The sequence below is a fragment of the Ruegeria sp. CDSB022 genome (genome assembly GCF_059611145.1).
Map to the genome: position 1 here is coordinate 334,429 of NZ_JBXWOZ010000003.1, position 25,175 is coordinate 359,603.

Annotated in this window: 27 protein-coding genes and 1 tRNA gene; 12 read left to right on the forward strand and 16 right to left on the reverse strand. The window is 55.8% G+C overall.

All coding sequences use genetic code 11. From position 1 onward, the window contains the following. Positions 1–47: 47 nt before the first annotated feature. Positions 48–123, forward strand: a tRNA-Trp gene (locus AC2FIZ_RS09300). Between the two features lie 145 nt (positions 124–268). Here AC2FIZ_RS09300 and AC2FIZ_RS09305 read toward each other — a convergent pair. Together AC2FIZ_RS09305 and AC2FIZ_RS09310 are read right to left on the reverse strand one after the other, a co-directional pair. After that, positions 269–1,288, reverse strand: a complete 1,020-nt coding sequence (locus AC2FIZ_RS09305; RefSeq protein WP_281995326.1) for a hypothetical protein — start codon at positions 1,286–1,288, stop codon at positions 269–271. Positions 1,289–1,361: 73 nt separating this feature from the next. Further along, the gene (locus AC2FIZ_RS09310) at positions 1,362–2,243 is read right to left on the reverse strand and encodes an EamA family transporter (RefSeq protein ID WP_281995325.1); all 882 of its coding nucleotides are present in this window, start codon (positions 2,241–2,243) and stop codon (positions 1,362–1,364) included. Between the two features lie 77 nt (positions 2,244–2,320). On the opposite strand from AC2FIZ_RS09310, the gene AC2FIZ_RS09315 reads away from it, so the two are divergent. From AC2FIZ_RS09315 to AC2FIZ_RS09325, 3 genes are all read left to right on the forward strand, one after another. Then, positions 2,321–2,803, forward strand: coding sequence for a MarR family winged helix-turn-helix transcriptional regulator (locus tag AC2FIZ_RS09315; RefSeq protein WP_496676356.1), 483 nt, complete (start codon positions 2,321–2,323; stop codon positions 2,801–2,803). Positions 2,804–2,965: 162 nt separating this feature from the next. Next, a complete protein-coding gene (lptF, locus tag AC2FIZ_RS09320) occupies positions 2,966–4,105 on the forward strand; it encodes an LPS export ABC transporter permease LptF (protein ID WP_142635808.1) in 1,140 nt (379 codons plus the stop codon). Positions 4,106–4,213: 108 nt separating this feature from the next. Next, the gene (locus AC2FIZ_RS09325; protein WP_271948658.1) at positions 4,214–4,804 is read left to right on the forward strand and encodes an HD domain-containing protein; all 591 of its coding nucleotides are present in this window, start codon (positions 4,214–4,216) and stop codon (positions 4,802–4,804) included. Here the strand turns inward: AC2FIZ_RS09325 and speB are convergent. The 10 genes from speB to AC2FIZ_RS09375 all read right to left on the reverse strand — a co-directional run bounded on the left by speB (position 4,801) and on the right by AC2FIZ_RS09375 (position 16,075). Continuing rightward, complete coding sequence (gene speB / locus AC2FIZ_RS09330) at positions 4,801–5,643, reverse strand: agmatinase (RefSeq protein ID WP_496790935.1); 843 nt, start codon at positions 5,641–5,643, stop codon at positions 4,801–4,803. The genes AC2FIZ_RS09325 and speB overlap by 4 nt on opposite strands. After that, complete coding sequence (gene nspC / locus AC2FIZ_RS09335) at positions 5,640–6,809, reverse strand: carboxynorspermidine decarboxylase (RefSeq protein ID WP_281972445.1); 1,170 nt, start codon at positions 6,807–6,809, stop codon at positions 5,640–5,642. Before nspC ends, speB begins: the two co-directional genes overlap by 4 nt. A 308-nt stretch (positions 6,810–7,117) precedes the next feature. Then, positions 7,118–8,341, reverse strand: coding sequence for a saccharopine dehydrogenase family protein (locus tag AC2FIZ_RS09340; RefSeq protein ID WP_496790936.1), 1,224 nt, complete (start codon positions 8,339–8,341; stop codon positions 7,118–7,120). 21 nt (positions 8,342–8,362) lie between these two features. Continuing rightward, on the reverse strand, positions 8,363–10,252 hold the full coding sequence (gene speA, locus AC2FIZ_RS09345) for a biosynthetic arginine decarboxylase (protein ID WP_281972444.1): 1,890 nt from the start codon (positions 10,250–10,252) through the stop codon (positions 8,363–8,365). A gap of 99 nt (positions 10,253–10,351) precedes the next feature. Then, positions 10,352–11,434, reverse strand: coding sequence for a DUF1513 domain-containing protein (locus tag AC2FIZ_RS09350; protein WP_496790937.1), 1,083 nt, complete (start codon positions 11,432–11,434; stop codon positions 10,352–10,354). 3 nt (positions 11,435–11,437) lie between these two features. Next, a complete protein-coding gene (locus AC2FIZ_RS09355; protein WP_496790939.1) occupies positions 11,438–12,448 on the reverse strand; it encodes an imelysin family protein in 1,011 nt (336 codons plus the stop codon). After that, positions 12,448–13,989, reverse strand: a complete 1,542-nt coding sequence (locus tag AC2FIZ_RS09360; protein WP_281995321.1) for a di-heme oxidoreductase family protein — start codon at positions 13,987–13,989, stop codon at positions 12,448–12,450. The genes AC2FIZ_RS09355 and AC2FIZ_RS09360 overlap by 1 nt, the downstream gene beginning before the upstream one ends. Beyond that, entirely contained in the window at positions 13,949–14,434 is a 486-nt protein-coding gene (gene bfr / locus AC2FIZ_RS09365; RefSeq protein WP_142635826.1) for a bacterioferritin, read from the reverse strand. Before bfr ends, AC2FIZ_RS09360 begins: the two co-directional genes overlap by 41 nt. Beyond that, on the reverse strand, positions 14,382–14,675 hold the full coding sequence (locus tag AC2FIZ_RS09370) for a (2Fe-2S)-binding protein (RefSeq protein ID WP_142635828.1): 294 nt from the start codon (positions 14,673–14,675) through the stop codon (positions 14,382–14,384). Before AC2FIZ_RS09370 ends, bfr begins: the two co-directional genes overlap by 53 nt. Before the next feature lie 128 nt (positions 14,676–14,803). Next, positions 14,804–16,075, reverse strand: coding sequence for an imelysin family protein (locus tag AC2FIZ_RS09375; protein ID WP_281972441.1), 1,272 nt, complete (start codon positions 16,073–16,075; stop codon positions 14,804–14,806). Between the two features lie 249 nt (positions 16,076–16,324). Between AC2FIZ_RS09375 and AC2FIZ_RS09380 the strand changes: the two genes are divergently transcribed. Then, positions 16,325–16,846, forward strand: a complete 522-nt coding sequence (locus AC2FIZ_RS09380) for a ZrgA family zinc uptake protein (protein WP_185956649.1) — start codon at positions 16,325–16,327, stop codon at positions 16,844–16,846. Positions 16,847–16,903: 57 nt separating this feature from the next. On the opposite strand, the gene AC2FIZ_RS09385 is transcribed toward AC2FIZ_RS09380, so the two are convergent. The 4 genes from AC2FIZ_RS09385 to AC2FIZ_RS09400 all read right to left on the reverse strand — a co-directional run bounded on the left by AC2FIZ_RS09385 (position 16,904) and on the right by AC2FIZ_RS09400 (position 19,612). Next, positions 16,904–17,476, reverse strand: a complete 573-nt coding sequence (locus AC2FIZ_RS09385) for a bacteriocin fulvocin C-related protein (RefSeq protein ID WP_142635834.1) — start codon at positions 17,474–17,476, stop codon at positions 16,904–16,906. A 249-nt stretch (positions 17,477–17,725) separates the two neighbouring features. Beyond that, the gene (locus AC2FIZ_RS09390; RefSeq protein WP_142635836.1) at positions 17,726–18,787 is read right to left on the reverse strand and encodes a YeeE/YedE family protein; all 1,062 of its coding nucleotides are present in this window, start codon (positions 18,785–18,787) and stop codon (positions 17,726–17,728) included. 41 nt (positions 18,788–18,828) lie between these two features. Beyond that, on the reverse strand, positions 18,829–19,137 hold the full coding sequence (locus AC2FIZ_RS09395) for an ArsR/SmtB family transcription factor (protein ID WP_142635976.1): 309 nt from the start codon (positions 19,135–19,137) through the stop codon (positions 18,829–18,831). 100 nt (positions 19,138–19,237) lie between these two features. Next, positions 19,238–19,612 carry a hypothetical protein gene (locus AC2FIZ_RS09400; protein WP_142635838.1) on the reverse strand — a complete coding sequence of 125 codons (375 nt, stop codon included), beginning with the start codon at positions 19,610–19,612 and terminating at the stop codon, positions 19,238–19,240. Between the two features lie 80 nt (positions 19,613–19,692). Between AC2FIZ_RS09400 and AC2FIZ_RS09405 the strand changes: the two genes are divergently transcribed. From AC2FIZ_RS09405 to soxB, 7 genes are all read left to right on the forward strand, one after another. Further along, positions 19,693–20,433, forward strand: coding sequence for a cytochrome c biogenesis CcdA family protein (locus AC2FIZ_RS09405; protein ID WP_142635840.1), 741 nt, complete (start codon positions 19,693–19,695; stop codon positions 20,431–20,433). 14 nt (positions 20,434–20,447) lie between these two features. Further along, positions 20,448–21,026: a thioredoxin family protein gene (locus AC2FIZ_RS09410; RefSeq protein ID WP_271948175.1), complete on the forward strand. Its 579-nt coding sequence runs from the start codon at positions 20,448–20,450 to the stop codon at positions 21,024–21,026. Positions 21,027–21,157: 131 nt separating this feature from the next. Further along, positions 21,158–21,634 carry a sulfur oxidation c-type cytochrome SoxX gene (gene soxX, locus AC2FIZ_RS09415; protein ID WP_142635844.1) on the forward strand — a complete coding sequence of 159 codons (477 nt, stop codon included), beginning with the start codon at positions 21,158–21,160 and terminating at the stop codon, positions 21,632–21,634. 46 nt (positions 21,635–21,680) lie between these two features. Next, positions 21,681–22,097, forward strand: coding sequence for a thiosulfate oxidation carrier protein SoxY (gene soxY / locus AC2FIZ_RS09420; RefSeq protein ID WP_142635846.1), 417 nt, complete (start codon positions 21,681–21,683; stop codon positions 22,095–22,097). Positions 22,098–22,131: 34 nt separating this feature from the next. Continuing rightward, positions 22,132–22,461 (forward strand): thiosulfate oxidation carrier complex protein SoxZ, encoded by a 330-nt coding sequence (soxZ, locus tag AC2FIZ_RS09425; RefSeq protein WP_142635848.1) that lies wholly within the window; start codon positions 22,132–22,134, stop codon positions 22,459–22,461. Positions 22,462–22,531: 70 nt separating this feature from the next. Beyond that, positions 22,532–23,377, forward strand: coding sequence for a sulfur oxidation c-type cytochrome SoxA (gene soxA, locus AC2FIZ_RS09430; protein ID WP_281995318.1), 846 nt, complete (start codon positions 22,532–22,534; stop codon positions 23,375–23,377). Positions 23,378–23,464: 87 nt separating this feature from the next. After that, positions 23,465–25,162, forward strand: coding sequence for a thiosulfohydrolase SoxB (soxB, locus tag AC2FIZ_RS09435; RefSeq protein ID WP_496790940.1), 1,698 nt, complete (start codon positions 23,465–23,467; stop codon positions 25,160–25,162). The last annotated feature ends 13 nt before the right edge of the window (positions 25,163–25,175 follow it).

A 25,175-nucleotide genomic window follows, 5' to 3' on the forward strand; every position in this document is an offset into this window, starting at 1 on the left:
AAGCCTCTTGAGTCCGCCGCGCGGCTGGCATATTTGAGGCGCACCTTAGGGGTATAGCTCAGTTGGTAGAGCGACGGTCTCCAAAACCGTAGGTCGCGGGTTCGAACCCTGCTGCCCCTGCCATTCTCTCCATTGCCAGAAGTTTGTGCCAGCTTGGGCGGAATGGGACACGCGTGACCCTTTGCGCAGCCTAGCTGTTACAACTTGGACCAGCAGAGCATTCGACCGATGCGATAAACCGCGTTCTGGTTGCTCAACAAATCACGGTCTAACCCAAAATCGGTGATATGCCACCGGCAAAAGCGGCCAAGATTGGGGCCGTCAGGGCGAAGCCGGCGCGGATGATGTCACCTGTTCCTTCTGTCAGCTTATGCGACGATCTCCAGTCATCAATGTCGAATGTCTGGTCTGTGCCGCCCTGATTTCGGGCAGCCAAAGCGAGGTTAGAAATTCTTCCGTCCAGAAGGACTGCCACGGGAAGAAAGTAGCTGAGCATTAGCAAGCAAAAATATGTGCCGGTGAACAAGGCCGATGCGTTGAGCAATGCGCTATAGGCGGCCCTTTCTGATTCAGCGATCATGGGCAAGGGCCAGTACATCCAGCTTGCGGCAAAGAACATGCCGAAGGTCAGCACCAGACTGGACAGGTAGAGCTGCTGCCGCATCTGCCGCAAGTTTTGCGCCAGCTCAGCTGCGGTTGCTTCGATGTCCTGAGATTCATGCCGACCAAGACACAATATCATTCCGACAATCAACGACCCGATCGCAAGGCCGGCCATTGCATTCACCAGGTCCAGAATACGGTTGAACAGCGAAAGAACAGGGGCCTGCCCGCATTTCCCAAACATCCAGCTATCTTCCGAACCGGAACATGCCGGCAAGGTGCCTTGCGACAATGCTGTTTCAAAAACGGCTTTGCCGATCTGGTGGTAAATCTGCGGGCTTTGGTCGGTCATATGCTTTTGAATGGTCGGCACGAGAGCCAGAAACACGATGGCGACTACAATCGCGATTGCCGCGATCCGGGTGTTTTTTTCGATCGGGCGTGACAGGGTCCGGAACAAGACTGCCACGGGCAACAAGGCCAGCGATAAAAAGAACCAGGACGCGGCAAGAAACCGAAATCGACCAACGGCTTCCTGCCAAGAGCTACCGCTCAACACAAAGTTTACTGGAACGTCCAGTTCATTGGCGATCATTTGGTTCTGGATCAGTTTATGGATTGCGAAAACACATACCGGCAGCAGGGCGATGGCAAAATAGCGCGGTTTTACTCGGCTTTTTGACACGTGATACCTTTCTAGCCCGGGCGTTGCACAGCACACAGTTTAGCACAAAACTCGTACATCGATGCCTGGAGTTTCAGGCGGGCTTTCTGATGGTGACAATCGAACGGCCGGTACGTTTGCCCATTTGCCCCAGCCAGACCGCCAGAAGTACAATACAGACACCGGCGATCTGCACAAAGGTCAGGTTTTGCCCAAGCATGACCCAACCAATCATTACGGCGGATAGCGGGCTGAGAAAGCCAAGTGCCGAGACCGCAGAGGGTTCGATCCGGGCGAGGCCTCGGAACCACAGGATATAGGTCAGGGCAGCCCCGATGACGCTCAGATAACCAATTCCGAGAAGGTTGTTTTTTTCAAGCGCTGGTAAGGCGGGCTCAAACATCAGTGCAAGCGGCACCAGCAACAGCCCGCCGGCGGTTAGTTGCCAAGCGGTAAATGTCAGCAGCGGCACTGGCGGTTGCCATTTGCGCGTCAGGACAGTTCCTGCTCCCATCGAAAGGGCGCCACCCAGTCCAGCGATCAGGCCTACCGTATCAAGATTGATAGCTGTACCGAGGACAAGGCACCCGACGCCGATCACCCCCAACAGCGCTGCGCCGACCGATCTCAGCCCAACCGGGGTGTTCAGCAGAAATGCCGACAGGAAGACTACAATAAGAGGTTGTACCGCGCCGACAGTGGCTGCGACCCCACCGGGGAGCCTGTAAGCCGCGACGAAAAGCAGGGTCCAGAACACGGTGAAATTGAGCGCGCCCAGAATGAATATGCGGCCCCACCAATGACCCCTTGGAAGTTGACGGGACAAAACTAGAAGCAGCAGCCCGGCAGGCAGCGCACGCAGCGCGGCCATCGTGATCGGATATCCGACGGGCAAAAATTCGGTCGTAACATAATAAGTGCTACCCCAGATCAAAGGGGCAACAGCAGTTAGGGCGATGTCGGTTTGGTGTCTCATGGCGAATCCCTTTATCTTGATGTCAAGATATATTGCAAAATCTTGACGTCAAGATAAAGTTGGGCTAGCCAGAACTCATGGATCATGTGGAGCGAATTATCGCGCAGTGGAACAGTGCCCGGCCCGACCTGGATGTGGGGCCAATGGAAACCGTTGGTCGACTGACGCGGTTGGCGGTTCAGTTGCGAAGGGCGATGGAGCATACTTGGGCTCTTCATGACATGAACGCTGCCAGCTTTGATGTCCTTGCCACGTTGCGAAGGTCTGGCAAGCCAGAGGGTCTTTCACCTGGCGAGCTTTTGGAGCTTACAATGGTGACGTCCGGCACAATGACGAATCGCGTCGATCAACTGGTTAAGGCGGGGATGGTCGAAAGAGTGCAAAACCCTGAGGATGGCCGGGGCTTCCTGATCCGTCTTACCCAAAACGGATTCAAAGCGATTGAGGCCGCCGTTTCGGATCATGTAGAGACTCAGCAGCGCCTGGTTCAGGGTTTGTCCCTGCAACAGCGCGATCAACTCAATCACCTGCTCAGATCGTTGTCTGAAACGCTGGACTGATCCGGGCAGGTAAGCATTCTGGATCGGGGTGCCAATTCCGATGTGGCATAAGCCGTTTTAGTGCGCACGGCTCAAATTCTATAATTCTTGGGCTATGCGGTTTCCTCGGTCAGGGGATTGGCATATTGTCCAAACGAATTTCAGGTAGCCGGATGAGGATACATGTCGCGCTTCGATGGATATTTCCTGCGGCAACTGCTGATTCTGTTCGGCTTTTTCACTCTGATTCTGGTGGGGGTTTTCTGGATCACCCGCTCGGTCAGCCTGTTTGACCGTGTCATCAGCGGTGGTCAATCGGCCATGGTGTTTCTTGAATTTACCGCTCTTACTTTGCCGACGCTGATCCGTACGGTGATGCCCATGGCCGTGTTCGCAGCGGCCGTCTATGCCACCAACCGCCTGAGCCGTGAAAGCGAGCTAACGGTGATGCTGGCCACAGGCTCCAGCCCGTGGCGGCTGGCTCGCGCTGTGGTTCTGTTCGGTCTTGTTGCTGGTCTGATGATGGCCTCGATCAGTGTTTTCCTGCGCCCGGCCTCGGTCGATCTACTGGAAAAACGGCAGGCCGAAGTGGCGGGTGACGTCACAGCGCAGTTATTGAATGAAGGCGAATTCCTGCATCCTGCAAGTGACGTGACCGTCTATATTGGGGGAATTGATCTGGACGGGACTTTGCGCGAAGTTTTTGTTTCGGACCGGCGGGATAAAACCAGCCCGGTCAGCTATTCCAGCCAAACAGCTTATCTGGTCAATAACGGCTCGGGCATTCATCTGGTGATGGTTGACGGAGTTGCCCTGCGTCAGGACAGGCAGGGACGTACCCTGTCGTCTACACTGTTTCAGGACGCGTCCTATGACATCTCAGAATTGACGAGTACCGACAACGCGGCCGAGCGAAGCCTCGAGGCCATTCCCACCGCAGAGCTGTTGCGCGACCGGGCTGCGATCGCGGCAGCAGAAGGGTTCACTGAGGGCGCGTTGATCGACGAGCTGCATCAGCGATTTTCGTGGATCACCATTTGTATCGCGGTCGCGATGGCGGGCTATGCAACCCTTATGTTGGGCAGCTTTTCCAGATTTGGCCTGTGGCCACAGATTTTTGGAGCATTCATAATTCTGGTCCTTTTGGAAGGTATGCGCGGCTTTGTGTCTCCGTTGGTGATCGAAGACCCGAAATTGTGGCTATTGCTCTATTTGCCTGCTGTCATGGGCATATTGATCTCGTGCCTGTTTCTTTTGATTGCAGGTCGTCCGCTTCTGCGCGTGCGCGCAAGAAAACACTCGCGGGCATTGTCCCAAGCCTGAAGCTACGGCGCATTTCGGCGCAATGTTCTTCGGCCAAGCTAATTCGTTTTTTCGCTCAGGTTTTCTGCGTTAGGCTGCGGTTGGATGATCAGTCAAAAGGACCGGACCATGCTGGACAAAACCCACAAACCCACCTGGACCAGCTTTGAAGAGGCGACCAAGGCCGATTGGGACGCCGTCATGGAATACGAAGAGGCCTATAACGCCGCGTTGCCGGACAGGATACTGGATGCGATCCGTTCGCTGGACGAGGATTGGACGCCCTATCCCGTGAACCGCTATCAGCACAGCCTGCAGGCCGCGACGCGCGCCTATGAGGATGGGGCGGAAGAAGAGCTGGTCGTCGCAGCGCTGATCCACGACACCGGCGATATCCTGTCTCCCTATAACCATGGAGAGCTGTCAGCGGCGATGATGAAGCCCTATGTCAGCCAGAAAACCCATTGGATCCTCAAACATCACTGCGTGTTCCAGGGCTATTACTACAATCACCACCTGGGCGGAGACCGCAACGCCCGAGACAAGTACCGCGACAGTCCTTATTGGGAGGACTGCCGCTATTTCTGCCATGAATACGACCAAAAGGCGTTCGATCCGGATTACCCGACCAAACCGTTGGAGTTCTTCGAGCCGATGCTGCGCCGTGTCCTAAGCCGCGGCGAGGGGCATATGGAGTTGAACGAAACCGCCGAAGGTTAGCAGGCGGCCATCAGACGGTAGACGATCTGTGCGGCGGTAAAGTCCCAAGCGGCATTGCCGACCGGGGCGAGTTCGACCACGTCGAACCCCACGCATTTGCGCCCCCGAAGGGCATGCTCGACCAGTTGTAGCGCCTGATAATAGCCCAAGCCGCCGGGCACGGGTGTTCCTGTGGCCGGCATTTGCGAAGGGTCCAGCCCGTCGACATCGAAGCTGACATAGACCAGTTCGGGGAAATCCTTGGGCAGATCGACCGCGTTGATGTTACCGGTGACCAGCTCCTCGGCATCAATGTGGAACACGTTGTTCTTCACCCGGCTCTGCGCCTCTTCGGTCGAAAAGGCCCGGACGCCGAATTGGGCCAGTCGGACGCCTTCTTCGGCCAGTAGATGCATGACCGAAGCATGGCTGTGTTTTTCACCCTGATACGTGTCGCGCAGGTCCGCATGCGCATCAATCTGGACGATCCCGATCGGTTGGTTCAACGCGCGGGCCACGCCCATCACCGCACCGTAGCTCAGCGAATGCTCACCGCCCAGAGCGACCGGCACTTTACCAGCGCGAATGGCGGCTTCGGTGCGCAGGGCAAGGCGTTCCATCACTGCAGGCATAGGGCCGTCACAGTTCAAAGGTTCCTCAGTGAAAATACCCGCTGTGCAAGGCTCGGCAAGGCCGGTGATGCGCTCCAGCTCGTTGCTGGCCTCGATGATCGCCGCCGGGCCACCGGCTGTACCCGAGCCGTAGGATACCGTGCGCTCCAGCGGTACTGGGATTACACGAAACCGGGCGTTTTCGGTCCGTTCCGATGTGGTCAATTCACTGTCGAGGAAAACGCTCATGAGAGCCTCTCTTTAAAGTCGTCATAGCCGAACTGTTTGATAATTTTCAACGCGTCGGTTTCGCTGTTCCACAGGGCGATTGTGGGCAGGGGGACACCGTTGAAGGTGTTGGTCTTGACCATCGAATAATGCGCCTGATCTAGGAAGGCAAAGCGTTGGCCGATCTCAAGCGGTTTGTCCCACGTATAGTCGCCGATCACATCCCCCGCCAGACAGGACGGGCCGCCCAGACGGTAGGTATGGCCTGCCTCGGCCTCGGCCATCAGGGCCGGGCGATAGGGGGCTTCGATCACGTCGGGCATGTGGCATGTGGCCGAGATGTCGGTGATCGCAAGGGCCATGCCATTGGTCGGCAGGTCGAGAATTTCGCCCACCAGAATGCCCGCATCCAGTGCCACAGCCTCGCCGGGTTCAAGATAGACGTCGACGTCATGGGTTTCGCGGATCGCCTTGATGAACGCGATCAACCCATCACGATCATAGTCGTCGCGGGTGATATGGTGGCCACCGCCGAAGTTCAGCCATTTGAGATGACCCAGGAACGGGGCGAGTTTTGGTGCAATGGCTTCCCATGTGCGCATCAAGGGCTCGAACCCTTGTTCGCAAAGTGTATGCATATGAAGGCCGTCCACACCAACCATGATTTCATGGCTTAGTTGGCTGACCGGTGTGCCCAGACGCGAACAGGGCGCGCAGGGGTCGTATTTTGCAATCTCGCCTTCGGAATGTTCCGGGTTGATGCGCAAACCGACCTGCACACCTGCTGCTTGGGCTTTGGCCAGGAACCGATCCTTTTGAGCTATAGAATTAAAGATGACATGGTCGGACAGCGACAGGATTTCATCCATGTCCGCTTCCTTGTAGCCCGCGCAGAAGGTGGCGACTTCGCCGCCATATTCTTCGCGGCCTAAACGCGCCTCATAGATACCGCTGGCGCAGGTGCCGTCAAGATGTTGGCGGACCAGCGGCGCAAGCGAGAACATCGAAAACGCTTTGAGCGCACTCAGCACTTGCGCACCTGACTGACTGCCGACGTCGGACAAGATAGCCAGATTTTGCTCAACTGCTTTTTCGTCGACCACAAAGCAAGGCGTTGGCACGCGGTTGAGGTCGAAATTGCGGAAAGCTCCAGCATCCCCGGCTTGTGTGGTCATCATTTCTGCCATGATAATCCAGTCCCTTTCATTCTAACTGCGGCCCCTTAAAGTTCGACGCAGTTTCAGATGAGGCCCATCATCCAAAGTGGTATAATGAATGACAGGATATGAGCAGTGGTAGCGACAGGATTTTCTACTGCCACAAGAATGCTGGACTTTTCCAAGCGGAACATTTTGACCGTGTTTGTCCTGTACCGCTTCGATAAAATAAGAAGGAGCGCATAGGTTCCGAACATCGACCCGATCAGAATTGCCATTTGCTGATCTGACGACATTGCTTCTATTCGCTCCCTCTTTAATATGGTGACGGTTAAGCTTTAGAATTCGACCGGACCATCCAGTTCGTGGACCTGCCACGGCAAGCCATGTTCGTTCAGCATGTCCATGAAGTTGTCCGGATCCAGCTGTTCCATGTTCCACACGCCCGGCTCGGACCAGTTGCCTTTCAGCACCTGCGCCGCACCGATCATGGCGGGGACGCCGGTGGTATAGCTGACCGCTTGGCTGCCGACCTCGGCATAGCATTCCTCGTGGTCGCAGATGTTATAGATGTAATATGTTTTCTCGCCCGAACCATCCTTGGCCTGACCTGTAGCGATGTCGCCAATGCAGGCCTTACCCTTGGTTTCCGCACCCAGATCGCCGGGATCAGGCAGCAGGGTTTTCAGGAACTGGATCGGGATGATTTCCTTGCCGTCATGCATCACCGGATCAATGCGGGTCATGCCGACGTTTTCCAGCACCTTGGCGTGGGTGATATAGGCGTCGCCGAAGGTCATCCAGAAGCGGGCGCGCTCGATCTCGGGGAAGTGGGTGGAGAGGCTCTCCAGCTCCTCGTGATACATCAGGTACATGTTCTTGGGGCCGATGGCGGGGAAGTCGAACTCGACCTTATGGGTCATGGCGGGGGAGTGTTTCCATTCGCCGCCTTCCCAATGGCGCACTTCGGCCAACACTTCGCGCAGGTTGATCTCGGGGTTGAAGTTGGTGGCGAATTCCTGATCGTTGCTGCCACCATTGGCGTCCAGCACGTCGATCTGGCGGATCGTATCCAACTTGTGTTTCTTTAACCACGTCGCAAAGACAGACGTCACGCCCGGATCAAAGCCCGAACCGAGGATGGCGGTCAGTCCTGCCTGTTTGAACCGATCCTGATAGGCCCATTGCCAGTGATACTCGAACTTGGCTTCGTCCTCGGGCTCGTAATTCGCGGTGTCGATGTAGTGGATGCCCGCCGCAAGGCACGCGTCCATCAGCACGAGGTCCTGATAGGGCAGGGCCAGGTTCACGAGGACCTCGGCACCGGTGTCCTTGATCAGTTTGACCGTGTCCGCGACCTTATAAGCGTCCAGCTCCGCAGTAGCGATATCAACGCCCACACGCTCTTTCACGGCCTTGGCAATGGCGTCGCATTTCGACTTGGTGCGGCTGGCCAGCGTGATTTCAGTGAAGATGTCCGAATTCATCGCCATCTTGTGCACCGCAGCGTGAGAGACGCCGCCCGCGCCGACAACCAGCGTTTTGCCACTCAAAGTTCCCATGGGGTCATCTCCTCTCGGGGGTTATTCGTAATAGGTGTAGCCATTGATCGAGTCGCGATATGCGCTCATCAGGGTTTTGCGGTCTTTGGCCAGCAGAGTACCGGTCGAGATCGCCTCGTCCACCATTTTGCGGAAGGCGGCGACACAGTCGGCCGGATCAAACTCGACATAGGACAGGACCTGACCAATGGTGTCGCCCTCTTGCTCGTGCAGCAGATCGAAACCGCCATCGGAGCGCAGGTCGATGGTAACCACGTTGGTGTCGCCGAACAGGTTGTGCAGATCGCCCAGCGTTTCCTGATAAGCACCAACAAAGAAGACGCCCATGAAGTATTCGTCATTCTCGGGCAGGGAATGCACTGGCAGGCTGGGCGAGACACCGTCGGCCAGAATAAACCGGTCGATCTTGCCGTCGCTGTCGCAAGTGATATCGGACAGCACCGCGCGGCGGTCGGGCGTTTCGTTCAGACCCTGCAGCGGCACGATCGGGTGTAGCTGGTCAATGGCCCAGACGTCGGGCAGCGATTGGAACAGTGAGAAGTTGCAGTGATAGATATCAGCCACTTTTTCCAACTGTTCGTCGACATCCGTGTCGAGCTCATCACTGGCAGCCAACGCCTTGAGGCGGGCCATCAATGACAGATAAATGCGTTCGGCGCGCGCCATCTGGCGCAGGTCGATATATCCGCGGCGGAACAGGGCGCGCAGCTCGTTGCGATAAAAAGTGGCGTCGTTCCAGCATTCCTGAAGGCGGTCGCTGGAGAGGTATCCGTGCACGGCGGCAAGGTCCGAGACTAAGTGATGATCATCCGCCTCGACCTCAGGGCCGTCTGGCGCGTCATAAAGCGTGCTTTCCAGCACGTTGAACACCAGCATGGATGAGGTCGCAACGATAGCGCGCCCGCTTTCGGTGACCAATGTGGGGTGCTTGACCTCGGCTTCATCCATGGCATAGGCCACGGTTTCGACCACGTTGGCGCAGTATTCTTCTACCGTGTAGTTGATCGAGTTTTCGGCGGCTTTCTTTTCGCCCGTGTAATCTACGCCCATGCCGCCACCCAGGTCCAGATGGGTCAGCGGTACGCCTTCGCGGGTCAGTTCGGTATAGTATCGGCAGGCCTCACCCACGGCGCGGCGCACGTCATTGACGTCCTGCACCTGCGATCCAAGATGCGAGTGCTGCAGCTTCAGGCAGTGCAGCAATCCGGCGGCCTTCAGCTTGTCCACCGTGGCGACCAGTTGATCGGTGTTCATGCCAAAGGCGGAACGGTCGCCCGAGCTTTCTTCCCATTTTCCGCTGATCTGGTTGGTCAGTTTAACCCGTACGCCGATCAGCGGTTCGATGCCCAGTTGGTTATAGACTTCGATCACCGTGTCGGCCTCTTTCGGGCTTTCCAGCACGATCACCGTATTGAACCCGATTTTGCGGCTGAGGATGGCCAGCTGGATAAACTCGGCATCCTTGACGCCGTTGCAGACGATCAGCGCCTCATTGGCCAGACGATGGGCAAGCGCGACCACAAGTTCCGGTTTCGAGCCAGCCTCAAGGCCATAATTGTACTTCTTCCCAAACTCGACGATCCGGTCGACCACCTGAGCCTGTTGGTTGACCTTGATCGGAAAGACACCGCGATAGCTGCTTTTGTACCCAACCCGGGCAATCGCCTCTGCAAAGCTTTCGTTAATATGGACAATCTCGTGCTCCAGATAGGAGCTGACGCGCAGGATCATCGGAGCCTTGATGCCGCGATCGTCCAGATCACGCAGAATACCGGGCAGGCTGATAGCAGCAGTCTCTGGTGCAAGGGGATTGCGCAGACCGATTTCGCCGTCTTCCGTCACCTCGATGAGGTCTTTGCCCCATTTCTCAACCCCGTAGATGGAATGCGGTGCGTCGGGCGTCTGTTTCAATCAAGTCTGTCCTTAACCTAGGGTGCCTGCTTCGCGCCCGCCAATACGGCAGCAATTCGATTCGTCCAAGTGTAATCTATGTGACGGGTATTTCCGAATTTATACAGGCAGACCAACGGGAACCAGATGGTTATCCCACTGACAATCCGGCCGGGCTGAAATGCGGGCCTTGGCAGTAAGCGCTCCGACCAGCCCGGTGCCTGTGGTGAAGACAAAACCGGAAGGCCCGGCACCCAGGCCGCAGACATCCTCAAGCGGGGTCGTGTCGTTAAGTTGACCGGTCAAGCTGTCGAACCGGAGCAAACTGTTGCCGCGAGGGCAGGTGATGGCGATGGTTTTGCCGTCCCCGGCAAAAGCAATGCTGCCAGCGTAACCCTGCAAGGCACTTTGCACCGATTCCGGGGCTGCAAGCAGGCGCGGAGCCTCGCCTCTTTTGTGCAGTCCCAGCAAAGGCGGGTGGTTTGACTTGTTGCCCTGCCATTGCATTGCAAACCCGACCAGACCGTCGGATCGAACGGCAAGGTGCCGGATCGAATTTTTATGCAGTGTGTAGGGCAGCTCGATCTGTTCCAGGACCGAGCCTGACAGACTCAGATAACTTAGGCGCGGTTGCATGATGGGCAGATTCAGCTTGGTTCGGCCCATTTCAGGATGTGTTTCAATGCCGCCATTTGCGATGATCAGAGTTTCCCCATCCGGCATGAGCCGCATATCATGCGGCCCGACCCCGCCCGAAGAAAACTCGCCCAACCGCGTGTAGTCCTCCGAGTCCCAGACGCCAATCACACCCTCACCGGCCTCATAGTCGTTTTCGGTGGTGAACAGATGGGTTCCATCCCGAGAAAACACGCCATGGCCATAGAAATGGCGGCCTTTGGGAGCATCCATCCGTGCGGTTTGGGTTCCGCTCTTGCAATCGATCACCACGCCAAAGGTGCCAGGGCGGCGGGCGAAAGCCACGGCTTGCGCGCGTGAGGGATGCGCCGCAGCGGCATGGCCGCGCGCCGGCAGGGGGAGAGAGAATAAGATACCGCCGTCAGAACTCAGGCCCGCCAGCCGATAGGTACCGTCCGGAAACAGCGCCGCGGCCAGGAAATCTGGCGCGCCGACAGTCGACCAACCTTGTGTTGGGGCAAGGCTAGCTGCAGCCAGGCCCGCAAGGAATTGACGGCGGCTTGTCATGGCTTAGTCCCCGTCCAGCGAATTGAATCCGGCACTGATACCCAAGGTCGGGCCCAGCTCGGTTGCTGCAATCGTGCGGATGTCGTTGATCATCTGCTGCAAGGCTTCGACCCGTATCCGACCCGAAGGTGTCGAGACACCGGCCAGTGTAGGGTCGTCTAACTCACGCGTGCGGATGATAGCCTTGTCGAACGCATTATCCAAATCAGCGGCAATCTGCGGATGATCTGCGGACAGCCCGGTGGCCAGATCGCGCAGCGTGATCAATGACAGTTCGACCTGGCGTAGTGACCGTTCAGACCTGCGCGCTTCGGCCCGATTGGGACGGGGGCGCTCTAGGGTGCCCATGGGGCGCCCAAGGCGTGTTTCGGCAGTGAATTCCAATCCGGTGATCAGGGCTTTGTAAAGTTCCTGCATGGCCTCATCAGCAGACCGGTAAGGACTGTCTCCGCCGGGCATGGTCAGGTTGGCAGAGAAAGGTTGCCAGTCGTGATCCATCGCCTTGGCATTGCGGTTTATATCTGCAGCAATCGCCCGGATCAAAGCGCATCGATAGGCCCTGTCGCCCTGATCCGCGAGGGCTGGGTCGAATAGCATCAATTCAAGTGCAAGAAACCCGCGTCCCGCGATCGAAGCCTCGGCATAAGCCTCGGGGGTGTCAACCACCGCGTCTTGGGTGGCAATCAGGCCCGATAGGGATTTGGGTGTAAACCCTTTTGTGTCTGGCCAGAATGCCATTGCAAATGCGCGGTCATCGACCTCGGAGGGGCCAAAGCGCAAGTGGCTTACCGTGACCCAGCGGTCGAATGCCAGGTGATAGGCTGCACGAAGGTTCGGTGAAGCGGCTGTGCAATCCGCCTGCGCGGCCGCATCCAGCGCAGCTGTTGCGTCAGATAGCTGTGCGTATCCGGGAAGAATGTGCCCTTCAACAACATCTGTCAGGATCTGGCTGGGATTTTGCGCCAAGGCTGACAGGGGCAGAATAAGGGCAATGGCCAGGCCGAGGGCACGCATCAGAGGCTCTCCAGAAAGCGGATCAAAGCGTCGCGGTCGGGTTTTGGCATAGACACAACGGTGTCGCGCGCCGATTGTGCCTCTCCGCCGTGCCACAAAATAGCTTCCAACAGCGACTGCGCCCGCCCGTCATGCAGAAATTGTGTGTGGCCAGAGACCTGCCCGGTCAGGCCGATCCCCCAAAGCGGGGGCGTGCGCCATTCCCGGCCTGTTGCGCGTGCTTCGGGTCGGTTGTCGGCCAGACCATCGCCCATGTCATGCAACAGAAGATCCGTATAGGGCCAGATCAGCTGAAAACTGTGCTCGGGCCGGTCGTCCATCCGGTGGGTGACATAGGATGGCGTGTGGCACGAGGCGCAGCCGGTATCGAAGAACACCTGCTTGCCGTGCAGGACCTGCGGGTCACCGATATCGCGCCGCGCGGGTACGCCCAGATTGCGGCTGTAAAACGCAACGAGGTCCATGCCCAGTTGGTCGATTTCAAACACGCGGTCATCGTTGTCCCCATGGGGCGCGCCAACGCAATCCACCTGCAATTCCGTACACTCCCCATAGCCAGCAGGGTAAAGCGGGCTTGAGATGCCGATATCCCCTGCAAAAGCTGCAGCAGACTGCTCCATTATCGTGGGCATCCCGGCTTTGTGTCCGAACCGGCCCATCATCGGTTCACCATATTCGGTTGACCAAACGATGTTGGGGCGGCCGGAAATACCATCGCCATCCGCGTCATCCGCGTCGGCCTGGGCCAGCAGGTCCTGCACGGGAATTGCCTCAAGCAATCCCAGGCCGATCATCTGCGGAGCCACGCGCGGGCTCAGCATCGCCTCGGGGTGCAGCGGGCCATATCCAAGATCCGCCGCGGTATAGGTCGGGCTGCGGAGAATGACCGTTTCGCCGTCTGATAGCGCGACAGGAAGGTCTTCATAGGTGATGTCCAGCCGGTACTCGGCGGGGTGGCCCGCGAGGGCCAGATCCTGCATCTGCCCGCCGTAATTGGGTTCGGGCTGAGTGGCGATGTAGTCCGCGATTTCATCGATTGCGCCGCCACCGGGGATTGAGACCCGAAGGAACATCGAAACGGCCCCGTCATCGGGCCCATTTGGTGTGTGGCCGCGCCCGTCCTTAATGTGACATCGTTGGCAAGAGCGCGCGTTGTACAATGGCCCCAAACCGTCCGAGGCCAGGGTCGAGGAAGGCGAAGACACCCAGATTTTCTTGAACAGCCCGTTGCCGACCTTGAAATCCAGTTCCTGTTCGAATTTCAGATTGCCCGAAGGTTGCGAAAATGCATCTGCGTCCTGACGTGCCCTTACGGTTGCGGCACCGGCGGGCAGGTCCTCGAACCGTTGCGCGGCGTCGAAATCCGTGGGCGCGGCGATCACATCCGCGATCCGGGCCTTTTCATCTTCGGTTCTGGGTTGGAAGTTGAGATGCAGATCCTGCAGTTCAGCGGACAGGATCGGGGTGGCTGCAATCGCAGCCACCGCCACAAGCGAGAGCTTACTCGCCTTCGTCCATTTTCGATGCGTTAAGTTGCGCATAATTGGCTTCGCCAATCCTTTCGTACAAATCAAGCTGTGTTTCGAGGAAGTCGATATGGCCTTCTTCGTCACTGATCAGGTTCTCGAACAGAGACATAGTGACGTAGTCGCCCGCCTCTCGACAATATTCACGGGCCTCAACGTACAGGGCACGCGCATCATTCTCGGCAGCCAAATCACATTCCAGAGTTTCCTTCGGGGTCTGTCCAATCCGAAGCGGGTCCAGTTTCTGCAGGTTGGGGTGGCCTTCCAGAAAGATTATGCGCTCGATCAGCTTGTCGGCATGACCCATCTCTTCGATGCTTTCCTCACGGCTTTTCTTTGCCATGTGGGTCAGGCCCCAATCCTCTTGCAGACGGTAATGCAGCCAATACTGGCTGACTGCCGTCAATTCATGCCGCAGAGATTTGTTGAGGTATTCTATGACTTTGGGATCGCCCTTCATCTACACTCTCCTGTGATGCCTTGGTGCGTAATGCACAAAGCTGCATGGGGACTTCCAGATTATCGCTGGCGCGCATAGTGTCTAGGAAAAGCGGCATGCATCCGCCACAATCCGCTGATTTTCCAAGGGCATGATAGATCTTGCCAGGGGTTATGACTGCCCTAGGGTCGGAAACGCGCATCCAGTCGATGGCGGCATGAATCTCGGTGTCTGTGATCTTAGTGCAATGGCAGACGATCATGGAGGTGGCGCTCTGGATTGTATTCTGACTATATTAGTCAGTTATTAAGTGCGTGTCCTGCGGCATACTGTCAGTTCGCCGAAAATAAGTTGGGGGCGGGATAGTCCTCCGCCCCCGAACCGCTAGGTTTACTGGAAAACAGCCGTCGGGTTGTCCAGGCTTTCAGAACCTTCGAACTCAATCTGATCGACGTCCAGAATGGTGACGATCCGCTCGATTGTCTTGGTCTGGTCCACCAGCCCGTTCACACCTCCCATGATCAAAACTTCGCCACCTTCGTTGCCGCGTTCCAGCATCTGGTCATAGGCGAACCCGGCCTCGGCTGTGGATTTGATCCGACCCAGCGCCTGCATCGTGTTGGCCAGCTTCAGCTTCATCTCGGCGTCCAGCGATGGGTCGGAGGCAATCACCAAGTCCGAAAGCGATGCGCCGCTGACAGGAGTTCCGTCGATGCGGGTATAGCTGCCCAAATAGACGTTCTGAATGCCAAGACCATCATAGTAGTGGCTGTTATGTGTGTTGTCCGAGAAGCAGTCATGCTCTTCCTCGGGATCGTTCAACATCAAGCCAAGACGCATCCGCTCACCGGCCTGCTCACCATAGGACAGCGAGCCCATTCCGGTGAGGATCGCGCTTATTCCTGCGCTCTCATTTTCGGTCAGGGAGGTTCGGGCCGCGCCTCCGTCCTGCCACTGGGTCGCCATCCATTCCAAATCGGTGACCAGCAGTTCAGTCACGGCCTCAAGGTACTGGGCGCGACGGTCACAGTTGCCGCCGGTGCAGGCATCACCTTGGGCATAGTCCGTCCATGGACGGCTACCCGCGCCTTCACCGTGGCCGTTCAGGTCCTGGCCCCACAACAGGAACTCAATCGCGTGGTAACCAGTGGCGACGTTGGCCTCGATCCCGTCTGCTTCGTGCAAGGTGCCCGACAGCAGTTCCGGGGTGATGTCGTTGGCATCGATTGGTTCGCCTGAAAGTTCAAAGCTTGGGTTGGCGATGACGTTCAATGCGGCGAACTCATTCTCGTCGCTCGGGCCGCCGTAGGTGGTGTCTACATAGTCGATCAAGCCCTCATCCAGGGGCCATGCGTTCACTTTACCTTCCCAATCATCAACGATCGCATTTCCGAACCGATAAACCTCGGTCTGCTGATAAGGGACGCGGGCCGCAATCCAAGCGGAACGGGCGGCATTTAGTGTTGCGTCGTTTGGATCGGAAATCAGCGCGGTCACGGCGCGCTGCAGCGATTTGGCTGCAATCAGGCTGTCATCGTACTTCGCCTCGGCGATATTGGCGTAAGTATTCAGAACATCTGCTTTCGAGGGGGTCTCGGTTGCAAAAGCAGAGGTGGCGGTCATCAGAGCCATGGCGCTTGTCAGGATCAGGGGGGTATTCATTGGGGGGTAGTCTTTCTTGTCAGATAACAATGGGTTCGCGCGATGCGACACTCGACCAAATAACTGATAGAAATAGTCAACTAAGTCAACCTGAGTTTTATAGTCAGGTAAATTGTGAGCGAAAACAGCTCATTCCTACCCAATTCTAGTGGGCTTTGGTGTATCGTGACGCGATTGCTCGAATATTTTTTCAGTTTAGAGTCGCTTAGTTGATTCTTTTCAGATGGTTCCATGGTCATGAAGTTCTTAGTGTTTGTATTAACGCTTTTCCCGGTAAACGCGTTGCCTCAGTCCCAGGTTGCAAATCAGCACGAGCATGGGCAGGGACGATTGGCGGTTTCCTTTTCGGAAGCCGGGATTTCAATTTCCCTTGTGGTTCCTGGTCTTGACGTCCTGGGGTTCGAAGGCCCAGCGGAAACCGAAGGCGATCAGGCCTCGGTCGCCGGAGCCATTTCCGAATTGTCCAACCCCCTTGATCTGTTCAGTTTGCCTGAAGAGGCGGGGTGTTTCACTGTCTCGGCCAATGTCACGCTGTCTGGTGAAGGGTTGGGACCGGTCGTAGACAACGGATCAAATGTGCATACCGAATTCAGGGCAGACTATCAGATGCAGTGCCAGGACATGACGCATCTGGACCACGTCAACTTTCCTTATTTTGACCGCTTTCAACGTGCTGAGTCTCTGATTGTTCAGATCAACAAATCCGGGAAGGTTGATCGTCACACCGTGACGCGCGACGCGCCTGATTTAGACCTCAACACAGGCCTGTAATTCGGCAAAGAAAGCAATAGCTTTGCTGCCAGAATAGGTAGAGCTTTCCTGCGTTCTTCAGCACCAGTTCCCAGTGCAAAGGCCATCGCATGTCTGAAGCCACAGGACCCCGCATCCAACGTTAGTCTTCTTGCACCCACCGGCAAGACATTCCTGCATTGCCCCACAATCATTGTGCCACCACATACAGGATCTCGAAGACGAACATGTGCAGGTAGGCGGCGCGCCTTTGGCAATTTCGATAATCGGGCTTTCGCAAGCATTGTCGCCGAGTTGCTGCGTATATTTATGAAACACCGAGTGATCTGGAAAAACCTTCTCGATCACGGGCGACAACTCCTCAAGACGAGAAGTGGCCGTATGGTTCGCTTTGTCTTCGGAGTAGCAGTCAGGATTGAGTAAATCCTGTAGCTCGGAAAGTAACCGGCACTGAGACCTGTCAGACAGTGCCGCAATGCCTTCACTAAGCCGGTCTTGCCACACTGCCGCCTGAACAGTGGCGGGAAGGCAGTCAAAAATTGACTTCTGTTCGGCGATGTTCAAAGCCGACAAGCCGATCCGAAATTTTGAGATAGATGATACGGGATTGTACATAGTAGCCCCCTTTTCTAAGGGGCCATCATAACACATTTTTCGTTTGCGCGTTTGTCACGACCTTCTGAGGGCGCAGAGAACAGGCTGAAGCAAGGGCTCGATAAGCCTTGGTATGTCCTTAGAAGCGAGATCGAGGACAAAGTCGGAAAGAGAGCGTTTTGGCTTGCTTTTGTGATGGCAGAGTCGCCAGCACCATCACAAATTAACCGGGTTTCTTTAGGTCTTGGTGCAGCGCATCAGCTGCACCGGTGCAAACCCGGATTCCCGCTGATTTGAACTGTGAACTCAACGCTCAGTTATGAAGGACAATCCAGACACGAGCTGTCTCAATCCAAGTGCTGCGCCTGCAAAGATTGCAGCGAATGTTACGGGCGCGCTGTAGGCCAGAAGTGAGAATGCAGATATGCCTTGACCGACGCTGCAACCAACCGCGATGATCGCACCTGGACCCATAATCGCAGCGCCCAGCATTTGCCGCTTGAGTTCACGTGGATCTTCGCATGCTTCCCATCGGAAATGGCCCTTAGACCACGACCCCAGAAACGCGCCAATGAGAACGCCGGAGACTGATCCGACCGCAAAGGACAAAGTGTTTCCGGACGCAGTCATAAGGTAGAATATTGTGTCACCCAGGGGTGCCGCGAAGGTATGGGTTTGCACCGGCTCACCATCGAAACCATGTGTTGCAACCCAATTCGTGCCAAGCCAGCCCGAAACGATTGCCAGTCCAACTACAGACCCCCAAAACACCTGTGCCGGAGTGCGGCGGAAGCGATGGCTTGCCAAAGCAAAAAACACCAAAGCCACACCGATAACAGAGCCAATGAGCCAAGCTGGAATAGAGGTCAACCGTTCGGCAAGAAAGCTAATGCTCTGGGGGCCATTGAGATCCATTTCCTCTGGAAATATCCATACCCGCAGATAGGCGAGGGGTCCAGACATTACGACATAAGCGGAAAGACCCATGATCAAAACAATAACGAATGATCGAAGGTCACCACCTCCCAGCCTTGCCAGCGCACCATAGCCGCAGTTACCGCAGATGGCCATTCCGTACCCGAACATGAGGCCGCCCACGATCGAACCGAGGGGGTTCCAGGTCTGCGCAAGATACCTTGTTCCGACAGGGTCAAGCCCCCCCAACGCCATAGCGGTGTGGCTGCCGACAATCGCAACACCGATTGCCATTGCCCACATGCGCAGCCGCCGGTCATCATCTGCGTAAAGGTAGTCTTCGATTGCACCCAACGTGCAAAAACGGCCGATGCGTGCGGCCAATCCCAATACGATGCCACCAATCAAACCGATCAGAGCAACGGTATTTGTGTCTCCCAATGCTTCGAGCATTGCCAGTCTCCTCCCAAAGCTGGCGGCTTTCTGACCGGCTTCTACTTCTCCCTGCAGAAAAGGTCGTAAACGACTTCCAGGATTTGGGTCGAACGATCATCAGCCAATCTGTAGTAGATCGTTTTCCCCTCGCGTCGTGTCTTCACCAAGCCCTCGAAGCGCAAGCGGGAGAGTTGTTGAGATACCGCGGCTTGACGCGCTGAGAGCATTTCCTCCATCTGCGTGACCGATTTTTCCCCTGACGACAGATAACACAAAATCATCAGGCGCCCCTCATGGCTGATTGCCTTGAGGAAATTTGACGCGGTCTGAGCATTCTCCATCATTCTGTCCATGTCTTCGGCGCACATGTCCTTGGAGAACACAGGCAGGTTCGAAGATTTGTCCAACAAGATCGCCTCGCTTTCATGGCTTCACGCATTCAAAACAGTTTATGTAATATACCGCAGTTTATCCAGAGGTCTCAATTAGTATCCCAGCGTCACGCAGTAAAACGCCCAACACACCCCAGAAAAAGTCTTCACCGGGATAGCCTTCGATTCGTCCGACCTCTCGGCCATTGTCCAACAGAACAAAGGTTGGTGTGTAGTAGAGAGGCCGTTCCAATGCGATGTCGTCAGGCATGGCTGCGTGGATATCGACACGCCGAAGCGGTGCGGCATTTCCTTCAGGTGTCTTAGGGTAGATTTCTGAAATTTCGGAGTCCCAGCGGGCGCACCACATGCACCCATCTTCTTCTGCCATCAGAAGTGTCATTTCTGCCCGTAAAGCCATGGGAAAAACAAGCAACGTGATCGCAAGCAAACGTAGGATTAGGTGGCGCATCCAAAGCTCCGATTGACCGCAGTGACATATCTTTATAATTTTGAATGTGTGAATGATAGCGCGCCAGGACAGGTTTGACCATGCTCGACATTACATTTGCAGGAGCTTTGGTCGCCGGACTTTTGTCCTTTCTGTCGCCCTGCATCCTGCCAATTGTGCCGTTTTACCTCAGTTATCTGGCGGGTGTCGGGATGGAGCAGATTACAGCGACATCCGCCATTTCCAGCGAGGTTCGCCGCCGGGCAACGCTTGCTGCAATCGCATTTGCGGCTGGAATTATAACCATCTTTATGGCTCTCGGGGCCACGGCTTCGATATTTGGTCAGCTGGTACGAGAATACTTCGATATTCTGCGTTGGATTGCTGCAGCCATCATCATAGCGATGGGCCTGCATTTCCTGGGGTTAATTCGCATCGGGTTCCTGTATCGGCAGTTACGTGCAGATATTGGCGAGACATCAAACGTGAGCCTCACTGGGGCATATGTACTTGGATTGGCATTTGCTTTTGGCTGGACGCCCTGTGTTGGGCCGGTGCTCGCTGCAATCCTGTTTACAGCGGCCGGAACCGAAACGGCTTGGCGGGGCGCGGGGCTTCTGTTCGTTTACGGGGTTGGAATGACTGCACCGTTTGTTCTGGCGGCCTTTTTGGTTCGCCCCTTCATGCAATGGATGGTGCGGTTCAGGAAGCACTTGCCGCAGATCGAAATGGCAATGGGGGGGCTGTTGATCCTGTTCGGGGTCCTGATCGCAACCAACTCGATCAATCACATCGCACAATGGATGCTGGACTATATGCCCTGGCTTGCGGCCATAGGTTAATCCGGGAGGAAGACATGAAACGCACTTTGTCAGTTTTGATCGCATGCATGATAGGGGCTGCAGTCTCTGCTGCTGATCTGGGCGACGATGGATTGCATAAAACACCGTGGATGCGTGACACGTTCAAAGATCTTCGCGAGGATCTTGAAGAAGCGTCAGGTGAAGGTAAGCGGTTGGTTTTGTTCATTGAACAACGGGGCTGCATCTACTGTAAAAAGATGCACGAAGAGGTTTTCCCACAGCCCGACATGGCGGCGTTTATCGAAGAGAACTTTTTTGTCGTCCAGCTGGATTTGCATGGAAGCACCACGGCCACTGATTTTGACGGAGAAGAGAATGAGCAGAGAGCGCTGATGCGCAAATGGGGGATTCTGTTTACCCCAACGCTTGTATTTCTGCCGGAAGAGGTGCCCGAGGATGCCTCAGCCATCGATGCTGCCGTTGCTGTAATGCCGGGAGCATTCTCCAAGGGAACAACCTTAGACCTTTTCACCTGGGTCGATCAGAAGCGATATGAACTTGATAATGGCGAAGATTTCCAAAGGTATCACGCGCGGCGCATTCAGGAGCGAAACAATATTTCGCAGGAGTGAGATTGGGCGTTACAGATAAAAAAATTCATTATGATGAATTTGATGTTGCGATAAACCATGTTCGTCGACTACGGTGCACAAAGTCTTTGGGTCGCAAAGCGCCACAGGCGCGGTAGCAAATGGGAGGGATCATGAAGCTGAGACTCTTAACACTGGCATCCGCTATGATGGGCGTTGCCGCATTTGCCGAAGAGACAAGTCCGAAAGACGTACCCTATGACGACTATGGTGCAATCGAGGTCTCTCTGACCGATGTTAATGGGGACGCGGCAAATGGCGCACTCATCGTTGGCGACAAGTCCAAAGGTAATTGCGTGGCCTGCCACGCGGTCTCAGCTTTGGCGGACATTCCGTTCCATGGTGAGGTTGGCCCGATGCTGGATGGCGCCGGTGATCGTTGGACCGAAGCAGAGCTTCGCGGTTTAGTCGCAAACGCGAAAATGACGTTCGAAGGCACGGTAATGCCGGCGTTCTACAAGGATGACGGATATATCCGTCCAGGCGATGCCTATACGGGCAAAGCGCCAACGGCGCCTTTAACGACGATCCTGACTGCACAGGAAATCGAGGACGTGGTCGCGTTTCTAGCGACACTGAAAGAGGAATAATCTCGCCTTCTGGCGTGACTTTTCGAAGATTCAAAGGAGATTGAAAATGGAACTCTCTCGCCGCGAGACTCTGGCCCTTGGGCTGGGCGCCGCGTTCCTGACAATTATGCCGCTACGAGCGAATGCAGCTGCTGAAGATGCGATCTCCGCATTTTCAGGCGGGGCAGATGTGGCTGATGGCGGTGTTACACTGACGGCACCGGAAATCGCGGAAAACGGAAACACGGTACCAATCGAAGTCAGTGCTCCGGGCGCAGCTGCAATTCTGATCGTGGCCGCAGGCAACCCCGAACCGGGCGTGGCAACGTTCAATTTCGGCCCGCTGGCTGCTGAACAAGCCGCTTCAACCCGCATCCGTCTTGCCGGAACGCAGGATGTCATTGCCGTGGCGAAGATGGCAGATGGCAGTTTTGCCAAAGCGTCCGCGACCGTAAAAGTGACAATCGGAGGGTGCGGCGGTTAATCGCCACGCGCCCTGAAGAACAGGAGATTAACCAATGGCATCCGGTGTAAAGCCCCGCGTCAAGGTTCCAAAGACAGCCGCTGCTGGCGAAGCTGTTACGATCAAGACACTGATCAGCCACAAGATGGAAAGCGGCCAGCGCAAGGATAAAGAAGGCAACGTCATCCCGCGTTCGATCATCAACCGTTTCACCTGCGAGTTTAACGGTGAAATGGTGATTGATGTGACTATGGAGCCTGCGATTTCGACAAATCCGTACTTCCAGTTCGAAGCAACCGTGCCCGAGGCCGGTGAGTTTGTCTTCACCTGGTACGATGATGATGGCTCAGTTTACGACGAGAAGAAAACGATCGAGATCGCCTGACGGCTCGACCACTAAGGAAGGTAAGCGCTGGTTGTGATTTCTGGCGCTGGCCCACCAAGGGAGGAACTTAATGAATACCAAGGCACTTACGGCGATCGCGGCTGTTCTGGCTTTCCCAATGGCAGCAATGGCTGGACCGGACGAAGATAATCTTGTGATCAATGACGAGCTGAATATGACCTCGGTCACCGAGGCCTCGGCGCATCTGGAGAATTTGGACACGGTCTATTCGGGTTGGCATTTCCGCACAGATGAAACTCAGGCACTGCAGATTGATGATTTTGACAATCCGGCAATGATCTTCGTCGATCAGGCAGCCGACCTCTATGAGGCAGTTGATGGTGCTGCAGGTGAAAGTTGTGCCTCGTGCCATGATGGAGTGGAAAGCTTTAAAGGATTGCAGGCGTCCATGCCCAAGGTCGATGCTGAAAGCGGCGAGCTGGTGGTTATGGAAGATCTGATCAACAAGTGCCGTACCGATCGCATGGAGGCCGATGCCTGGAAATGGTCTGGTGGTGACATGCAGGGTATGGTCGCATTGATCGGCCTGCAGTCACGCGGGATGCCCATGAACGTTGCTATTGATGGTGATGCCGCGCCATTCTGGGAACAGGGAAAGGAAATCTATTATACCCGCTACGGTCAGTTGGAACTGAGCTGTGCCAACTGTCATGAAGAAAACTGGGGCAATATGATCCGAGCGGATCACCTGAGCCAGGGTATGATAAATGGATTCCCTACCTATCGTTTGAAGCAGGCCAAACTGATCTCGCGCCACAATCGGTTCCGCGGTTGTATTCGCGATACGCGTGCGGAAACCTTTGCCGAAGGGTCGGACGAGTTCCGGGCACTGGAGCTCTATGTCGCTTCGCGTGGCAACGGGCTTTCAGTCGAAACCCCAGCTGTACGTCAATAACGAATGACCCGCTTGGGCAATGCCCGGAGCGGGTTTTTCACTTATATAACATTCACACATTTATATGTGTAATAGGAAAGTTGATAGATGATTTCTCGACGTGACTTCTTGCAGGTTTCAATGGCGGCCTCGGCTCTGTTCGGAGCGTCCGGGTTTGGCAACTGGGCCAGACTTGCTGCGCAGCAAAGTCTAACGCAGGATCAACTGCTAGAGTTCGAGAACTTTGGCAATATCAGCCTGATTCATGTCACCGACATTCACGCGCAACTCAAACCAATTTATTTCCGTGAACCCGAAGTCAATCTTGGTATTGGCGATGCAAGAGGACAGATGCCGCATGTTACTGGCGCCGCGTTCCGCAAGGCATACGGGATAGAAGATGGAAGCCCGTCGGCCTATGCGCTGACCTACACTGATTTTGAGTCACTGGCCAAGACCTACGGTCGGGTGGGTGGCTTGGATCGGGTCTCAACTGTCATCAACGCCATTCGAGCGGACCGTCCTGATGCGTTGCTTCTTGACGGGGGTGATACTTGGCACGGTTCTTACACCTGCTATCAGACGGCCGGTCAGGACATGGTTAACGTCATGAATGCGTTGAAACCCGATGCGATGACTTTCCATTGGGAGTTCACGTTGGGCAGTGACCGGGTCAATGAGATTGTCGAAGGTTTGCCTTTTGCCGCCTTGGGGCAGAACATTTTTGATGCGGAATGGGATGAACCCGCAGAGATGTTCAAACCCTACAAGTTCTTTGATCGGGGCGGTTCCAAGATTGCGGTGATCGGACAGGCCTTCCCTTACATGCCGATTGCAAATCCGGGATGGATGTTCCCCGAATACTCGTTTGGGATCCGGGATGAGAACATGCAGGCAATGGTGGACGAAGTTCGCGATGCCGGCGCCGATGTCGTTGTTGTCCTAAGCCATAACGGCTTTGATGTGGATAAGAAGATGGCGGGTCGTGTTCAGGGGATAGACGTTATCCTCAGTGGCCACACCCATGACGCGCTGCCCGAGCCGGTTCTGGTGGGTAAAACGCATATCATCGCCTCTGGATCGAACGGCAAATTCGTCAGCCGTGTGGATCTCGACGTGCGCGATGGGCAGATGATGGGGCTAAAGCACAAGCTTATCCCGATTTTCTCTGATGTTATTGCACCAGATCCTGCGATCACTGCTCTGATAAATGATCAGCGCGCGCCTTATGAGGCGGCGCTGAGTGAGGTGATCGGCAAAACGGACTCGTTGCTGTACCGCCGCGGCAACTTCAACGGCACTTGGGATGACCTGATCTGCGATGCTCTGATCAATGAGCGTGAGGCAGATATCGCAATGTCGCCCGGCGTCCGTTGGGGGCCGTCAATCCTGCCGGGGCAAGAAATAACGCGAGAGGATATTTGGAACGTCACCTCGATGTCCTATCCGAACGCCTATCGCACAGAAATGACCGGGGAGTTCATCCATGTCATCCTGGAAGATGTCGGCGACAATCTGTTCAATCCCGACCCCTATTACCAGCAGGGTGGCGACATGGTCCGCGTTGGCGGGCTGGGTTATCGGATCGACGTAACCAAGCCGCAGGGGCAGAGGATCAGCGACATGACGCTGTTGAAAACCGGTGAGGCGATCGACCCGGCCAAGTCCTATGTCGTGGCCGGTTGGGCCAGCGTCAACGAAGGCACCGAGGGCCCGCCGATTTGGGATGTCGTCGAAAACCATGTTCGCAACCTTGGCACCGTAACGGTGCAAGAGAACACCAGTGTCGAAGTAATCGGCGCTTAAGAAACCGATGGAG

Bases quoted from the DNA above. Each gene is read 5' to 3' on its own strand.
- speB (WP_496790935.1), bottom strand. From the start codon at position 5,643: ATGAGCGTTTTCCTCGACAGTGAATTGACCACATCGGAACGGACCGAA.
- soxB (WP_496790940.1), top strand. From the start codon at position 23,465: ATGATTTCTCGACGTGACTTCTTGCAGGTTTCAATGGCGGCCTCGGCT.
- AC2FIZ_RS09350 (WP_496790937.1), bottom strand. From the start codon at position 11,434: ATGACAAGCCGCCGTCAATTCCTTGCGGGCCTGGCTGCAGCTAGCCTT.
- AC2FIZ_RS09385 (WP_142635834.1), bottom strand. From the start codon at position 17,476: ATGTGTTATGATGGCCCCTTAGAAAAGGGGGCTACTATGTACAATCCC.
- AC2FIZ_RS09370 (WP_142635828.1), bottom strand. From the start codon at position 14,675: ATGATCGTCTGCCATTGCACTAAGATCACAGACACCGAGATTCATGCC.
- AC2FIZ_RS09340 (WP_496790936.1), bottom strand. From the start codon at position 8,341: ATGGGAACTTTGAGTGGCAAAACGCTGGTTGTCGGCGCGGGCGGCGTC.
- AC2FIZ_RS09390 (WP_142635836.1), bottom strand. From the start codon at position 18,787: ATGCTCGAAGCATTGGGAGACACAAATACCGTTGCTCTGATCGGTTTG.
- soxA (WP_281995318.1), top strand. From the start codon at position 22,532: ATGAATACCAAGGCACTTACGGCGATCGCGGCTGTTCTGGCTTTCCCA.
- AC2FIZ_RS09375 (WP_281972441.1), bottom strand. From the start codon at position 16,075: ATGAATACCCCCCTGATCCTGACAAGCGCCATGGCTCTGATGACCGCC.
- AC2FIZ_RS09405 (WP_142635840.1), top strand. From the start codon at position 19,693: ATGCTCGACATTACATTTGCAGGAGCTTTGGTCGCCGGACTTTTGTCC.
- AC2FIZ_RS09360 (WP_281995321.1), bottom strand. From the start codon at position 13,989: ATGCGCAACTTAACGCATCGAAAATGGACGAAGGCGAGTAAGCTCTCG.
- AC2FIZ_RS09310 (WP_281995325.1), bottom strand. From the start codon at position 2,243: ATGAGACACCAAACCGACATCGCCCTAACTGCTGTTGCCCCTTTGATC.
- AC2FIZ_RS09400 (WP_142635838.1), bottom strand. From the start codon at position 19,612: ATGCGCCACCTAATCCTACGTTTGCTTGCGATCACGTTGCTTGTTTTT.
- AC2FIZ_RS09355 (WP_496790939.1), bottom strand. From the start codon at position 12,448: ATGCGTGCCCTCGGCCTGGCCATTGCCCTTATTCTGCCCCTGTCAGCC.
- soxZ (WP_142635848.1), top strand. From the start codon at position 22,132: ATGGCATCCGGTGTAAAGCCCCGCGTCAAGGTTCCAAAGACAGCCGCT.
- soxX (WP_142635844.1), top strand. From the start codon at position 21,158: ATGAAGCTGAGACTCTTAACACTGGCATCCGCTATGATGGGCGTTGCC.
- bfr (WP_142635826.1), bottom strand. From the start codon at position 14,434: ATGAAGGGCGATCCCAAAGTCATAGAATACCTCAACAAATCTCTGCGG.
- AC2FIZ_RS09325 (WP_271948658.1), top strand. From the start codon at position 4,214: ATGCTGGACAAAACCCACAAACCCACCTGGACCAGCTTTGAAGAGGCG.
- AC2FIZ_RS09410 (WP_271948175.1), top strand. From the start codon at position 20,448: ATGAAACGCACTTTGTCAGTTTTGATCGCATGCATGATAGGGGCTGCA.
- AC2FIZ_RS09395 (WP_142635976.1), bottom strand. From the start codon at position 19,137: ATGTGCGCCGAAGACATGGACAGAATGATGGAGAATGCTCAGACCGCG.
- soxY (WP_142635846.1), top strand. From the start codon at position 21,681: ATGGAACTCTCTCGCCGCGAGACTCTGGCCCTTGGGCTGGGCGCCGCG.
- lptF (WP_142635808.1), top strand. From the start codon at position 2,966: ATGTCGCGCTTCGATGGATATTTCCTGCGGCAACTGCTGATTCTGTTC.
- nspC (WP_281972445.1), bottom strand. From the start codon at position 6,809: ATGGCAGAAATGATGACCACACAAGCCGGGGATGCTGGAGCTTTCCGC.
- AC2FIZ_RS09315 (WP_496676356.1), top strand. From the start codon at position 2,321: ATGGATCATGTGGAGCGAATTATCGCGCAGTGGAACAGTGCCCGGCCC.